Here is a 13,511-nt window from a genome sequence, read left to right as displayed (position 1 = left end):
GCCGTCTCGTACTCGACGTGGGCGGTGTTGATCGTGATGCCGCGAGCCTTCTCTTCCGGAGCGGCGTCGATCTGGTCATAGGCCTTGGCCTGACCGCCGAACTTCTTCGACAGAACGGTCGTGATGGCTGCCGTCAGGGTGGTCTTGCCATGGTCGACGTGACCGATGGTGCCGACGTTGACGTGCGGCTTGGTCCGCTCGAACTTTTCCTTTGCCATGTCTGATCTCCAGATCAAAGAACATTGCCGGTGCGTGGTTTTACGTCTCTCGGAGCCCTGAGAGGCCGCCTCCACCGGCAAGGGCGGGCAGGTTCTCCGGAGACAAAAAAGAAGCCGCCACCCCAGAGGGTGGCAGCAGTAGCGCGCAGGATTCTAGCGCGCTTCAGATCACTTGGCGCGAGCGGTGATGATCTGTTCGGCGACGTTGCGCGGAGCTTCGCTGTAGTGCTTGAACTCCATCGTGTAGGTCGCGCGGCCTTGCGTGGCCGAACGCAGCGTGGTCGAGTAGCCGAACATTTCCGACAGCGGGACTTCGGCCTTGATGATCTTGCCGCCGCCGACCATGTCGTCCATGCCCTGCACCATGCCGCGACGGCTGGACAGATCGCCCATCACCGAGCCAGCGTAGTCTTCCGGGGTCTCGACTTCCACGGCCATCATCGGCTCCAGGATCACCGGCGAGGCCTTGCGGCAGCCGTCCTTGAAGCCGATCGAGGCGGCCATCTTGAACGCGTTTTCGTTCGAGTCCACGTCATGGTACGAACCGAAGGTCAGGGTGACCTTCACGTCGACCACGGGGAAGCCGGCCAGCACGCCGTTCGGCAGCGTGTCGATCAGGCCCTTTTCCACCGCCGGGATGAACTCGCGCGGCACCACGCCGCCCTTGATCGCGTCGACGAAGGTGAAGCCGGTGCCCGGCTCCTGCGGCTCGATCGACAGCACGACGTGACCGTACTGGCCCTTGCCGCCCGACTGGCGCACGAACTTGCCTTCGACGTTCTCGACCTTCGAGCGGATGGTCTCGCGGTACGCGACCTGCGGCTTGCCGACGTTGGCTTCCACGCCGAACTCGCGCTTCATGCGGTCGACGATGATTTCCAGGTGCAGCTCGCCCATGCCCGAGATGATGGTCTGACCCGATTCCTCGTCGGTGCGCACGCGGAACGACGGATCTTCCGCAGCCAGGCGGCCCAGCGCGATGCCCATCTTCTCCTGGTCGGCCTTGGTCTTCGGCTCCACGGCCTGCGAGATCACCGGCTCGGGGAAGACCATCTTTTCCAGCGTGATGATCGCTTCCTGGTCGCACAGGGTCTCGCCGGTGGTCACGTCCTTCAGACCCACGCAGGCGGCGATGTCACCGGCCAGGATTTCCTTGATTTCCTCGCGCTGGTTGGCGTGCATCTGCAGGATGCGGCCGATGCGTTCCTTCTTGCCCTTGATCGGGTTGTAGACGGAGGCGCCCGAGGCCAGAACGCCCGAGTACACGCGCACGAAGGTCAGCTGGCCGACGAACGGGTCGGTCATCAGCTTGAACGCCAGCGCGGAGAACTTCTCCTTGTCGTCGGCCTGACGGGTGACCGGCTGGTCGTCCTCGTCGGTGCCCGAGACCGGGGGAATGTCCACCGGCGACGGCAGGAAGTCGATGACCGCGTCGAGCATGCGCTGCACGCCCTTGTTCTTGAACGCGGTGCCGCACAGCATCGGCTGGATCTCGGTGGCGATGGTGCGGGTGCGGATCGCCAGCTTGATCTCTTCCTCGGTCAGCTCGCCCGACTCGAGGTACTTGTTCATCAGGTCTTCCGACGCTTCGGCGGCGGACTCGACCATCTTCTCGCGCCACTCGTTGGCGACCTCGACGAGGTCTTCCGGAATGTCGGTGTATTCGAACTTCATGCCCTGGGACGCTTCATCCCAGAAGATGGCCTTCATCTTGATCAGGTCGACGACGCCCTTGAAGTTCTCTTCGGCGCCGATGGGGATCACGATGGGAACCGGGTTCGCGCGCAGGCGGGTCTTCATCTGGTCGACGACCTTGAAGAAGTTCGCGCCGGTGCGGTCCATCTTGTTGACGAAGGCCAGACGGGGCACCTTGTACTTGTTGGCCTGGCGCCAGACGGTCTCGGACTGGGGCTGAACGCCGCCGACCGCGCAGTACACCATGCAGGCGCCGTCCAGGACGCGCATCGAGCGCTCGACTTCGATGGTGAAGTCGACGTGTCCGGGGGTGTCGATGATGTTGAAGCGGTGTTCCGGATAGTTCCGGTCCATGCCCTTCCAGAAGCAGGTCGTCGCGGCCGACGTGATGGTGATGCCGCGCTCCTGCTCCTGCTCCATCCAGTCCATCGTGGCCGCGCCGTCGTGGACTTCACCGATCTTGTGGTTCACGCCGGTGTAGTACAGGATGCGCTCGGTCGTGGTGGTCTTGCCGGCGTCGATGTGCGCGGAAATGCCGATGTTGCGGTACCGCTCAATGGGGGTCTGACGAGCCATGTGTCACTCCAGATAGGCAGAAAGCCCCAGACGGCCAGAAGAGGCCGGACGGGGCAGTCAGGGGTCAGTGTCGGGCGGGCCCGATCAGAAACGGAAGTGCGAGAACGCCTTGTTGGCTTCAGCCATGCGGTGCACTTCGTCGCGCTTCTTCATCGCGCCGCCACGGCCTTCGCAGGCCTCGAGCAGCTCGTTGGCCAGACGCTGGGCCATCGACTTCTCGCTGCGCTTGCGGGCCGAGTCCTTCAGCCAGCGCATGGCCAGGGCCATGCGGCGGACGGGGCGAACTTCCACGGGAACTTGGTAGTTCGCACCACCGACGCGGCGGCTCTTGACTTCGACGACCGGCTTGACGTTGTTCAGGGCGGTCAGGAAGATTTCCAGCGGGTCCTTGCCCGCCTTCTTCTCGACCTGCTCGAGGGCACCGTAGATGATGCGCTCGGCGACGGCCTTCTTGCCCGATTCCATGATGACGTTCATGAACTTGGACAGATCGACCGATCCGAACTTCGGATCCGGCAGGATCTCGCGCTTGGGTACTTCGCGACGACGAGGCATTTCAATTCCTTTCAGGGCTTCAGCTGGCTGACCTTGCGGTCGCCGGGGATGTCACTTGCAGCCTGGACATCCGCTTACTCGACAGTCATCCGCGCTCCTTGGCGTCGGCATGCTGCCGCGGGGCCCGCCGACACGCCAGCCTGAGGGCGGGCGGTGACGAGTCGATGACGAGTCAGTGAACGATCCGCGAACCGATCACTTCTTCGGGCGCTTCGCACCGTACTTGGAGCGGGACTGCTTGCGATCCTTGACGCCTTGCAGGTCCAGCGAGCCGCGGACGATGTGGTAGCGAACACCCGGCAGATCCTTGACACGGCCGCCGCGCACGAGCACGACGCTGTGTTCCTGCAGGTTGTGGCCTTCACCGCCGATGTACGAGATGACCTCGAAACCGTTGGTCAGGCGCACCTTGGCGACCTTCCGCAGCGCCGAGTTCGGCTTCTTCGGGGTCGTGGTGTAGACGCGGGTGCAGACACCGCGGCGCTGCGGGCAGTTCTGCATCGCAGGCGACTTGGACTTGGTGACCTCGACCTCACGGCCTTGGCGCACCAGCTGGTTGATGGTAGGCATGGGTAACTTGTTCCCGTTTGAAGTTACGACATTCCCGAAAACTTCTTCCGCTGCCGTGCCGCAAGGCGTTTGCCCATGGCAGAGCGCTCGGAAATTTCCGAAAAGCTTTCGATTGTACTCGTCTTGTGGCAGATGCGGCAATGCAGACCGATCCGGCGGGTCATCGCGCAGAATCGGCAGCAGGAGGAGAGCCCCACGATGACCGTCATCACCTGCATCGAGGACCTGCGCCGGCTGGCGCAGCGCCGCGTGCCGCGCATGTTCTACGACTACGCCGACTCCGGCTCCTGGACCGAGTCGACCTACCGCGCCAACGAGGACGACTTCCGCCGCCTGAAGCTGCGCCAGCGCGTCGCGGTGAACATGGACGGGCGCAGCACCGCCACGACGATGATCGGCCAGCCGGTGGCGATGCCGGTGGCGATCGCGCCGACCGGGCTGACCGGCATGCAGCATGCCGACGGCGAGATCCTGGCCGCGCGCGCGGCCGAGAAGTTCGGCGTGCCCTTCACGCTGTCGACGATGAGCATCTGCTCGATCGAGGATGTGGCCGCCGCGACCACCAAGCCCTTCTGGTTCCAGCTCTACGTGATGCGCGACCGCGCCTTCGTCGAGCGGCTGATCGACCGCGCGAAGGCGGCCGGCTGCAGCGCGCTGGTGCTGACGCTGGACCTGCAGATCCTTGGCCAGCGCCACAAGGACCTGAAGAACGGCCTGTCGGCGCCGCCGAAGCTGACGCTGCCCAATCTGCTCGACATGATGACCAAGCCGCGCTGGTGTCTCGGCATGCTGGGCACGCCGCGGCGCGGCTTCGGCAACATCATCGGCCATGTCGAGGGTGTCGACGACATGGGCTCGCTGGGGCAGTGGACCGCGCAGCAGTTCGATCCGCGCCTGAGCTGGGCCGATGTCGAGTGGATCAAGAAGCGCTGGGGCGGGCCGCTGATCCTCAAGGGCGTGATGGAGCCCGAGGACGCGCGGCTGGCGGCCGGCTCCGGCGCCGACGCGCTGGTGGTGTCCAACCACGGCGGGCGCCAGCTCGACGGCGCGCCCAGCTCGATCGAGGCGCTGCCGGCGATCGCCGAGGCGGTCGGCCGCGACATCGAGGTCTGGATGGACGGCGGCATCCGCTGCGGCCAGGACGTGCTCAAGGCGCGGGCGCTGGGCGCGCGCGGCACGATGATCGGCCGCGCCTTTCTCTACGGCCTGGGCGCGATGGGCGAGGCCGGCGTCACGAAGGCGCTGGAGATCCTGCACAAGGAGCTCGACCTGACGATGGCCTTCTGCGGCCACACCGCGATCGACACGGTCGATGCGCGCATCCTGGTTCGCTAGGATGACGGCTGTCGCCTGAAACCGCCTGGCGCCGTCCGAGGAGAACCGTCCGTGCCTTTCGCCCCGTCGATCGAGGACCTGCGCCAGCTGGCGCAGCGCCGCCTGCCGCGCATGTTCTACGACTACATCGACGCCGGCTCGTGGACCGAGCGCACCTACCGCGCCAACACCGAGCGGCTGGCGGCGATCGGTCTGCGCCAGCGCGTCGCCGTCGACCTGGAGGGCCGGCAGATCCGCTCGACGATGCTGGGCCGGCCGGTGGCGATGCCGGTGGCGCTCGGCCCGGCCGGGCTGGCGGGCATCTTCCATCCGGACGGCGAGATCCACGCCGCGCGCGCGGCCGAGAAGTTCGGCGTGCCCTTCGCGCTGTCGACGATGAGCATCTGCTCGATCGAGGACGTGGCCGCGGCGACGCAGTCGCCGTTCTGGTTCCAGCTCTACCTGCTGCGCGACCGCGGCTTCTCGGCCAGCCTGATCGAGCGCGCGAAGGCCGCGCGCTGCTCGGCGCTGATCCTGACGGTCGATGCGCCGCTGCTGGGGCGGCGCTACAAGGACGTGCGCAACGGCCTGTCGACGCCGCCGCAGTTCTGGCGCCCGCGCGTGGCGCTGGACCTGATGCGCCATCCGGCCTGGTGCCTGGGCATGCTGCGCACCCGCCGGCGCACCTTCGGCAACATCGTCGGCCATGCGCCCGGCATCAAGGACCTGTCGACGCTGACGAACTGGAAGAACCTCGAGGTCGATCCGGCGCTGTCCTGGCAGGACGTCGAGTGGGTGATGCGTCAGTGGGGCGGGCCGCTGATCCTCAAGGGCCTGATGGATCCGCAGGACATCGCGCAGGCGGCGCGGCAGGGGGTGGCGGCGGTGGTGGTGTCCAACCACGGCGGGCGCCAGCTCGACGGCGCGCCCGCCACGGTCGAGGTGCTGCCGCGTGCGGTCGAGGCGGCGCGCTCGGTCAGCGCCGCCGGGCAGACCGGCCCGGAAGTCTGGGTCGACAGTGGCATCCGCTCCGGCCAGGACGTGCTGAAGATGCTGGCGCTGGGCGCACAGGCCACGCTGGTCGGGCGGCCGTGGCTCTACGGCCTGGCCGCGCAGGGCCGCACCGGCGTCGACCGCTGCCTGCAGATCCTCGCCGAGGACCTGGAGCTGACGATGGCGCTGTGTGGCTGCACCTCGGTCGATCGCATCAGCCCGGCGTTGCTGATGCCGGGTACGCACCCGGTCTGACGCTCGGCGAGGGTGTCGGCAGTGCCGTCGATGCCGGCGCCGGCAGCGGCCCGGGCGGCAAGGGCTGCGACAGGGGCGGCACCGCGCTGTCCAGCGCCGGCATGCGCGCGTAGAAGCTGGCGTTGAGCTGGGTGTGCTCGAGCAGATGGCGCCGGAAGCTGCGGTACAGCGTCTGATCGACCAGGCCGGGATCCTGCCAGAACGCGGCCAGCGGCCCGGCATGGACCAGACCCGGAATGCCATAGACCGAGTCGCCCAGCGCCATCACCGGCGTGCCGTGGTGCAGCGCCTGCAGGCCGACGGTGCTGTTGATGGTGACCACCCCGAGCGCATGGTCGAGCAGCGTCGGCAGATGCTGGTCGTGCAGGCAGTGCACCCGGCCGTCCAGTCCGAGCCGGTGGCTCAAGGCATCGATCAGCCCGCGGTAGTCGACATAGGCCCGGTCCATCGGATGGTGCTTGATCGCCAGGTGCAGGTCGGGCGCGGCCTGGGTGGCGAAGGAGACCATCACCTCCTCGATGAAGTCTTCCATGCCGGCGAAGCGCGAGTGATGGCGGATCTGGCTGTCGTCATGCACCTGCAGCGGCACCAGGAACCAGCGCTGTGACAGCGGCGTGCTGCACAGCCGCTGCTGCAGGCCGCGCTCGCGCCAGGCGTGCAGCGGCTTGCGCAGGCCGCCGGTGAACCAGCGCCAGCCCTCGCCGACCGGATCGAGCGAGCGGTGATGGACCCGGTTCGGATAGCGCCAGTGGCGCAGCAGCGCCGCCAGGTAGTAGCGCATCGCCAGCCCCGCGGTGCGCCCGATGCGCTGGTCGGTCGGCCGTGCGGCCGGCAGCGGCGGCAGCTCGGCCTCCGGCTGGTGCTGGGCGTAGAAGCTGGCCGCACGCGGCAGCCGCGACAGGGCGTTGACGCCCCGGCGCTCGATCGTCACATGGTCGGGGCGCAGATAGCCTTCCTCGAGCACGAAGACCTCGATGCCCAGCTCGCGCGCGACCTGCCGGGCGATGCAGTGCACCGGCCGCATCTGCCCGAACAGCACGATCGCGTCGATGTGGCGGGCGCGCACCAGCGTGCGCAGCCAGCCGTCGAGCGACTCGATCCGGCCCGTGAAGCGCAGTGCGTCGGGATGGCGCCAGAACAGCTCGTCGCCGCCGTTGAAATGCACCTTGGTGACACTCTGGCCCTGCTGCTGCAGCACCTGCGCCAGCCGGTCGAAGAACCAGCCGATCGGGCCCTGCAGCATCAGCGTGCGGCGGTGCCGGGCCAGGGCACGCAGGGCGGTCGGCCAGACCGCCGGAGCGGTGGCGTCGGCCTCGGGGGCGGGCGGTGGCGTGGGGGCGGGCATCGGCGGGATCAGGCTCGGCAGTCTCTGCCGAGATTTCAGCGCAGACCTCGCGGTGGGAAAGGCGGGATAAGTGCGCCGCCCGGCGGCCAATCCCGTTCATGCCACCCCGGGCATGAGGGCGTGACGCTCAGCGCCCGAGCAGCCGTGCCAGCGTGCCCAGCAGCTTCAGCCGCAGCTGGCGGCGCAGGCGCTGCAGCCGCTCGCCGCGGGTGGTCGGCGTGTCGCGCCACTCGATCAGCTCGCGCAGCGCCCGCTCCGGCGTGGTGAAGGCGCCCGAGCGGCGGCTGACATAGGTCGGATAGAGGATCAGCGCCGCGGCGACCAGCTCGTCGAGCTGCAGCCGGCGCTGGCGCCGACGCAGCGCGGGCGAGTCGGGCGGCGCGCGGTCGTCGGTCAGGCCCCAGCCGGCGTAGAAGGGCAGGCCCCAGGTGATGACCTCGCGCCCGCGCAGCAGCGCCTCGAAGCCGGCCAGCGAGGTCATCACATGCACCGCGTCGACCTGGTCGAGCAGGCGGTGCATCGGCGCGTGGGTCACCACCTCGTCGCAGTCGCGGCCCGGCACCACCCGGTCGCGCTCGCCGCGGCGCAGGCCGGCGAGCACGTCCGGATGCGGCTTGTAGACCAGCCAGGCCCCGGGTTCGGCGCGGCGCGCCGCCGCCAGCAGCGCGGCGTTGTCGCGCACCTGCGCGCAGCCCCAGCGGATCGAGGCGTCGGTCTCGACCTGGCCGGGAACCAGCACCACCCGGCGCGCGCCCTCGGGCCGGCGCCAGTCGCCCTGGCCGACGTTGTATTTCGTCAGTCCCGCCTGGATCAGCGCCTGGCGCAGGATGGCGGCGCGCCGGCGCAGCGGCTCGTCGAAGGCGTGGTGCTGCAGCAGCTGCTCGAGCCGGCTCGGGCGGCTGGCATCGAAGTGCAGCCCGAGGTCATCGACGATCCACGACAGCGGCCGCACCAGCTCGGCGCCCAGGCCGACCGAGCGCACGAAGCCGTCCTCCAGCCGCAGCACCGGCGTGCCCGGCTGCAGGCCCGGCAGATCGCGCCGGCCCCAGACCGCCACCGCCCGCGCCGGGTCGAGCTGCTGCGGCTGGCGCACCGGCTCGACCCGGCTTCCCTGCAGGAAGGCCTGCACGATCGGCCGCTTCCAGCGCGAGAAGCCCAGCGCCTGCACCTGCGCCGGCCAGCGGGCGCGCATCTGCCGCTGCAGCGCCAGGTGCTCGATCAGCCGCTCGGGCTCGCAGCGCCGGCCGGTCTCGGGGTCGAGATGGCGCGGATGCTCGATCAGCGCGGCATGGACCAGATCGGCCAGCGTGCGCGGCTGGCCGCGCCGGCGCGCCGGCGCCGGCAGGTGGTCCTCGGTCAGGCCCCAGCCGGCGTAGAAGGGCAGGCCGAAGCAGCGCACCGGGCGGCCGTGCAGCAGCGCCTCGAAGCCCATCTGCGAGCTGACGACATAGACCGCGCGGCAGACCTCGAGCAGCGCCGGCGGATGCACATCGCCGGCGATCAGCGTGACCCGCGCCGAGGTGGCCGCGCTCAGCGCCTCGAAATGGCCGCGCCGCCGCCCGGCGATCACGTCCGGATGCACCTTCAGCCAGACCGGCGCGTGCGGATGCTCGTCGAGCGCGGCCTCGAGCAGGCGCGGGAAGCTGGTCGCGTCGGCGCCGCTGCCGGCGATCGAGGCGTCGCCGGCGGTCTGGTCGATCACCAGCACCGGCGCGCGGGCCGCCTCGTGGCGCAGTGCCCCGGGCAGGCCGTCGCGTACGGGGTTGTACTTCGACACCCGCGCCTCGACCCACTGCTGCTGCAGCGCCAGCGCCCGCGCGATCGCCGCGCCGTCGCGCGGCTGCAGGATCTGCCGCTCCAGCCGCGAAGGCCGGTGCGGGTCGTAGTGGATGCCGCCGAGATCGTCGACCACGATGGACAGCGGCGGGCAGCGGCTGCCCAGCTCGACCGAGCGCAGGAAGCCGTCCTCGACGCGGATCAGCGGCAGGCCGTGGCGCGCGGCGAAGGTCTCGGCCACCTCGGCGCTGGGGCGGTGGCCCCAGGCCATGACCGCGGCGACGTCGGCGGGTGCGCGCCGGTCGACCAGGCGCCATTCCGGCAGCATCGCCGCCAGCGTGGGCACGCGGCGCAGGCCGGGCGTCAGGCGTGCCAGGCCGGGCCGCGGGTCGTGGGCGCCCTGCGCAGGCCGCAGGCGATCGGCGAAGGTCACGGACCGCTGGTCTCGAGCGCGGAATCGGGCACGGTCAGGGGGGCGGGAGCCGGTGCGCTCCAGCCGGGCTCCTGACTGAGCAGCTGCACCACGCCGCAGACCTGCTGGCGAGCGTCGAGCGCGACCAGTGCCTGAACGCGCAGCTCGCGCATCCAGCTCTCCGCCTCGGCCAGCCGCGTGTCGGCGTCGACGGTGCGCGGGCGGGCGCTCATGATGTCGGCGGCGGTCAGATTCATCGGGTTGGCGTGGCGCTCGAAGGCGCGGCGGATGTCGCCGTCGGTGATGATGCCCGCCAGCGCGGCCGGCGTGCCCACCAGCACCAGGCCCAGCCGGCCGCGGGTGATCGCCTGCACCACCTCGCGGAAGCTGGCGCTCTCGGCGCAGAAGGGCAGGCGCTCGCGCTGCATCACGTCGGACACGCGGGTGAGCAGGCGCCGGCCCAGGCTGCCGCCGGGGTGGAAGCGCGCGAAGTCCTCGGGCCGGAAGCCCTTGAGCACCGACAGCGTGACCGCCAGCGCGTCGCCCATCACCAGCGTCGCGGTGGTGGAGCTGGTCGGCGCCAGGTTGTTCGAGCAGGCCTCGCACTCGACGCCGATGTCGAGCACCACGTCGGCTGCGCGCCCGATCGCCGAGTCGGCCCGGCCGGTCATCGCCACCAGCGCATTGCCCTGCTGCTGCAGGAAGGGCAGCAGCCGCACCAGCTCGTCGGTCTCGCCGCTGTTGGAGATCAGCAGCACGACATCCTCCGGCAGGATCATGCCGAGGTCGCCGTGAAAGGCCTCGCCGGGATGCACGAAGAAGGCCGCGGTGCCGGTCGAGGCCATCGTCGCGGCGATCTTGCGCCCGATGTGGCCGGACTTGCCCATGCCGCAGACGATGACGCGGCGCGGGCAGCGCAGGATCAGCTCGACCGCACGCTCGAACTCGGGCCCGAGCCGGGCGGACATGGCCGAGAGCGCGTCGATTTCCATCGCGATGACGCGGCGGGCTTGTGTGAGGGCAGGCAGGTGCGGCATGGTCAAGATGGTGTTGCGAGTGAGTGAGGCAGCGATGGAAGCGACTCGATCACCAGTTCGTCGTTCTGGCGGTGCAGGGCATGACGGGGCGGCGTGAAGGCTTGCAGCTGGCCGCGCTCCAGCAGCTGGGCGAGCTGAGTGACGAAATCCGTCACGTTCGAGAAGTCGAGACCGGTTCTCTGGCGGTCCAGTCGCCATTGCCACCATTGCAGTGCTGAAAGTTGCTCGATCAGCGGGGTGTCGAAGCGCGTTCGGACGACCCTGGCAGGCGTGCCCGCGACGATCGTGTAGGGGGCGACATCCCGATTCACAAACGCTCCCCCCGCGATGACGGCTCCGTCGCCGACCGTGACGCCCTGGCGGACGATCGCGTTGCGGCCGATCCAGACGTCATGGCCGATGTGGGTGGTGCGCGAATTACCCCGGAAGCGCACTTCGGTGCTGGTGAAGGCCGACCAGTCAGGGTACTCGTCGAAATACCGCACCCCATCGAAGCCGACAGGATGAGAGCTGACCCAGTCCAGCGGGTGCTCGGCTGGCCCCAGGGCCACATTGGCAGCGATCGAGCAGAAACGTCCGATGCGCGCATTCCGAAGCTCTGAGCCGCTACCGACATAGGTGAACGCACCCAGTTCGCAGGATCCGATCAGCACGGCGGAGCTTAGTCGGATGGGCGTTTCTGCCGTCAGCCTTGATCCGATCTGCAGACCGCTCTGGCATTCGAGTCCCCGCGCACGCAGTTCCCGGACTGTGCGTGGATCCTTGGCTTGCAGCTTCAGGCGCATCGCAGGATGGCTGGCCGTGTCGGCCGCGTCGGGGCTGCTCATTTGACGAGGCGGATCCAGGTGCGCGCGAGGGGGTTGCTGGAGTCGGCGAAGAAGCTCTCCCGGTCACGCAGGTACTTGTTCAGCTTTCTCTCCGATGTGATGTGCTGGATCAGGTGTGCTTCCATGCGTCGCAGCCACATCGACATCTCCGGCCTGGGCTCCTCGTTTCCCGTGCTGGCGGGGGCTGAGGTCTGGGGCGCAACGATGGCGGCATGCGCGCCTGCTTTTGTCTTGGTCCGCGGTGCTGCTGCCGCAGCCCGCGGCCGGCTGAGCACGGCAGCGCCGGCTTTCCAGACGGAGGCCGATGGTGCAGCTGTGGGCTCCGGGGCAACGATGTATTGCCTGTCGACGCCGCCCATCGCGTCCTCGAAGCTGTGGCCGGAGAACAGCCCAGCGTCAGCGGCATGAGGCGTACTGATGAACGAGGCCAGCGTGCGCTCTGCCAGTGCCGGATCGATCCAGATCTGTGAGCGCAGTGTGCCGAAGTGGGTGCGCAGATCATGGGCAAACTGGATCGCACCGCGGTGAATCTCCTCGATCAGGATCCTGCGCGTGCCCAGTCCGTCCTCTTCCCGGAAGACCGGGAGCATGCCTCGGGCACTCTGTTGCATTCGGACCAGGCTGGGTTCGACATGGCAGACCATGAATTCGAGCAGATGCCTGTTTGACACCACACAACCGGGCTGAGCGGCTGACAGGAAGTCTCCTGCGTAGGCGCGCAGCAGGTGTCCGCGCTCCAGCCAGGTCTGGGCGTCCTGCAGCGTGGCGTAGTAGTAGCCGTCCAGCGGACGGCCCAGCAACTGACCCAGCGCGCCCTGCATGTTGGCTTTCCAGCCGAGATCGACGACGGCCGGGCGAGGCTGGATGGCGATCGAGGTGCTCTGCAGGTAGCTCAGATAGGCTTCTCGTTCCTCGCTGGCCACCTGCAGGATGCGGGTGTCAAGCCGCAGGCAGAGCTGCGTGAACCGGGCCTTGCAATCTGCTTCTGCGCTCAGGGTGGCTTCCAGACCGTCGTAGCCGAACTCTTGCATCACCTGCGCCAGGTCGGGATCCTGGACAGACAGTCCGAACCGGCTGCTCAACAGCTTGCCGAGCGTGGTGCCGCCTCGGTAGGGCTGGCCAGCGAGCGCGATGATGTCTGCGCGCTGCCGAAGGTTGGCCACCCGGGTGGCGCGACGTGAGGCGTACAGATAGCTCGAGGGCGGGGCCTGACCGTCATCGAGGTGCAGCGCGTCGTAGACCTGGCGCAGCAACCAGCCCTCGCGTGAGAGGAAATGCAGGTGGCTGATGCCGTCGCGCTGCGCCTGACAGCCTAGCCAGAGCATGAAGCCGGCGATGACCGGGCCCAGTGCCGCGTAGCCCATCTGATACGCGCTGCCCTGGAAATGCGAGGTCTTTTCCAGCTCGCCTGAAGGGCGCTCGAAAAGCGTCATCGCGGTCAGGCCTGCGATGGCTGAACGGGCCTTTTCTCCGGCCCCCTGTCTGGCCGGGTAGATGCTGGCGTAGAGGCTGTTGCCGCGCATCCTGTCCAGTGCCCGGGAGATACGGAAGGTCTTGATGCCACGCAGCGCCGGCTGCTCGACGTCAGCGACCTTGTTGTCTCCGACGTGGAGAAGCTCGCCCGGCGCCAGCCCCAGTTGCTGAAGGACGATGTCGAACAGGCCGCCTTCCTTCTTGCGCACCCGGTGAGTGCTCGACACAAAGAGCGTTTTCCAGCCTTCGTAGCCTGCCTTGGCCAGCATGGCTTCAAGCACGCTTTGGGGCAGATACATGTCGGAGATCAGATGGATCGCCCGCCCGCTGGCGCGCGCGATGTCCCAGAGGCGCCGGCCCGTCTCGCGGGCCTCGATGCATTTGTCGTGGTTCAATGAAATCGGACAGCTCAATGAGGGCTTGTAGCCCCCGAGACCGGGATGAGCATGACAAACAAGACACCAC

Annotated in this window: 11 protein-coding genes; 2 read left to right on the top strand and 9 right to left on the bottom strand. The window is 68.5% G+C overall.

The window, feature by feature from the left end:
• From NFT33_RS07245 to rpsL, 4 genes are all read right to left on the bottom strand, one after another.
• Nucleotides 1-218 (bottom strand): GTP-binding protein (locus NFT33_RS07245; RefSeq protein WP_251674180.1); only part of this gene is annotated, 218 nt, incomplete at its 3' end.
• A gap of 168 nt (nt 219-386) precedes the next feature.
• The gene (gene fusA, locus NFT33_RS07240) at nt 387-2,489 is read right to left on the bottom strand and encodes an elongation factor G (protein ID WP_149504660.1); all 2,103 of its coding nucleotides are present in this window, start codon (nt 2,487-2,489) and stop codon (nt 387-389) included.
• A gap of 84 nt (nt 2,490-2,573) precedes the next feature.
• Entirely contained in the window at nt 2,574-3,044 is a 471-nt protein-coding gene (gene rpsG, locus NFT33_RS07235) for a 30S ribosomal protein S7 (RefSeq protein WP_037481100.1), read from the bottom strand.
• A gap of 195 nt (nt 3,045-3,239) precedes the next feature.
• Nucleotides 3,240-3,614 carry a 30S ribosomal protein S12 gene (gene rpsL, locus NFT33_RS07230; RefSeq protein ID WP_037481101.1) on the bottom strand — a complete coding sequence of 125 codons (375 nt, stop codon included), beginning with the start codon at nt 3,612-3,614 and terminating at the stop codon, nt 3,240-3,242.
• 198 nt (nt 3,615-3,812) lie between these two features.
• Between rpsL and NFT33_RS07225 the strand changes: the two genes are divergently transcribed.
• Both NFT33_RS07225 and NFT33_RS07220 read left to right on the top strand, forming a co-directional pair.
• Complete coding sequence (locus NFT33_RS07225; protein ID WP_251674178.1) at nt 3,813-4,949, top strand: alpha-hydroxy acid oxidase; 1,137 nt, start codon at nt 3,813-3,815, stop codon at nt 4,947-4,949.
• Between the two features lie 111 nt (nt 4,950-5,060).
• Nucleotides 5,061-6,176 carry an alpha-hydroxy acid oxidase gene (locus NFT33_RS07220; RefSeq protein ID WP_251674184.1) on the top strand — a complete coding sequence of 372 codons (1,116 nt, stop codon included), beginning with the start codon at nt 5,061-5,063 and terminating at the stop codon, nt 6,174-6,176.
• On the opposite strand, the gene NFT33_RS07215 is transcribed toward NFT33_RS07220, so the two are convergent.
• The 5 genes from NFT33_RS07215 to NFT33_RS07195 form a co-directional block, all read right to left on the bottom strand.
• Nucleotides 6,136-7,521, bottom strand: a complete 1,386-nt coding sequence (locus tag NFT33_RS07215) for a capsule biosynthesis protein (RefSeq protein WP_251674176.1) — start codon at nt 7,519-7,521, stop codon at nt 6,136-6,138. The genes NFT33_RS07220 and NFT33_RS07215 overlap by 41 nt on opposite strands.
• Nucleotides 7,522-7,648: 127 nt before the next feature.
• Complete coding sequence (locus NFT33_RS07210) at nt 7,649-9,730, bottom strand: capsular polysaccharide biosynthesis protein (RefSeq protein WP_251674174.1); 2,082 nt, start codon at nt 9,728-9,730, stop codon at nt 7,649-7,651.
• The gene (locus NFT33_RS07205; RefSeq protein WP_251674182.1) at nt 9,727-10,746 is read right to left on the bottom strand and encodes a KpsF/GutQ family sugar-phosphate isomerase; all 1,020 of its coding nucleotides are present in this window, start codon (nt 10,744-10,746) and stop codon (nt 9,727-9,729) included. The genes NFT33_RS07210 and NFT33_RS07205 overlap by 4 nt, the downstream gene beginning before the upstream one ends.
• A gap of 2 nt (nt 10,747-10,748) precedes the next feature.
• Nucleotides 10,749-11,573, bottom strand: coding sequence for a CatB-related O-acetyltransferase (locus NFT33_RS07200; protein WP_251674172.1), 825 nt, complete (start codon nt 11,571-11,573; stop codon nt 10,749-10,751).
• Nucleotides 11,570-13,511 (bottom strand): hypothetical protein (locus NFT33_RS07195; protein WP_251674170.1); only part of this gene is annotated, 1,942 nt, incomplete at its 5' end. The genes NFT33_RS07195 and NFT33_RS07200, both read right to left, overlap by 4 nt.

The organism is Sphaerotilus sp. FB-3 (assembly GCF_023706025.1).
GTDB classification, from domain to species: Bacteria; Pseudomonadota; Gammaproteobacteria; order Burkholderiales; family Burkholderiaceae_C; genus Sphaerotilus; species Sphaerotilus sulfidivorans.
Note: the sequence above shows the minus strand (reverse complement) of the source record. Positions and strands in the feature narration are given on the sequence as shown.

Bases quoted from the DNA above. Each gene is read 5' to 3' on its own strand.
- NFT33_RS07205 (WP_251674182.1), bottom strand. From the start codon at position 10,746: ATGCCGCACCTGCCTGCCCTCACACAAGCCCGCCGCGTCATCGCGATG.
- rpsG (WP_037481100.1), bottom strand. From the start codon at position 3,044: ATGCCTCGTCGTCGCGAAGTACCCAAGCGCGAGATCCTGCCGGATCCG.
- NFT33_RS07220 (WP_251674184.1), top strand. From the start codon at position 5,061: ATGTTCTACGACTACATCGACGCCGGCTCGTGGACCGAGCGCACCTAC.
- rpsL (WP_037481101.1), bottom strand. From the start codon at position 3,614: ATGCCTACCATCAACCAGCTGGTGCGCCAAGGCCGTGAGGTCGAGGTC.
- NFT33_RS07215 (WP_251674176.1), bottom strand. From the start codon at position 7,521: ATGCCCGCCCCCACGCCACCGCCCGCCCCCGAGGCCGACGCCACCGCT.
- fusA (WP_149504660.1), bottom strand. From the start codon at position 2,489: ATGGCTCGTCAGACCCCCATTGAGCGGTACCGCAACATCGGCATTTCC.
- NFT33_RS07225 (WP_251674178.1), top strand. From the start codon at position 3,813: ATGACCGTCATCACCTGCATCGAGGACCTGCGCCGGCTGGCGCAGCGC.
- NFT33_RS07200 (WP_251674172.1), bottom strand. From the start codon at position 11,573: ATGAGCAGCCCCGACGCGGCCGACACGGCCAGCCATCCTGCGATGCGC.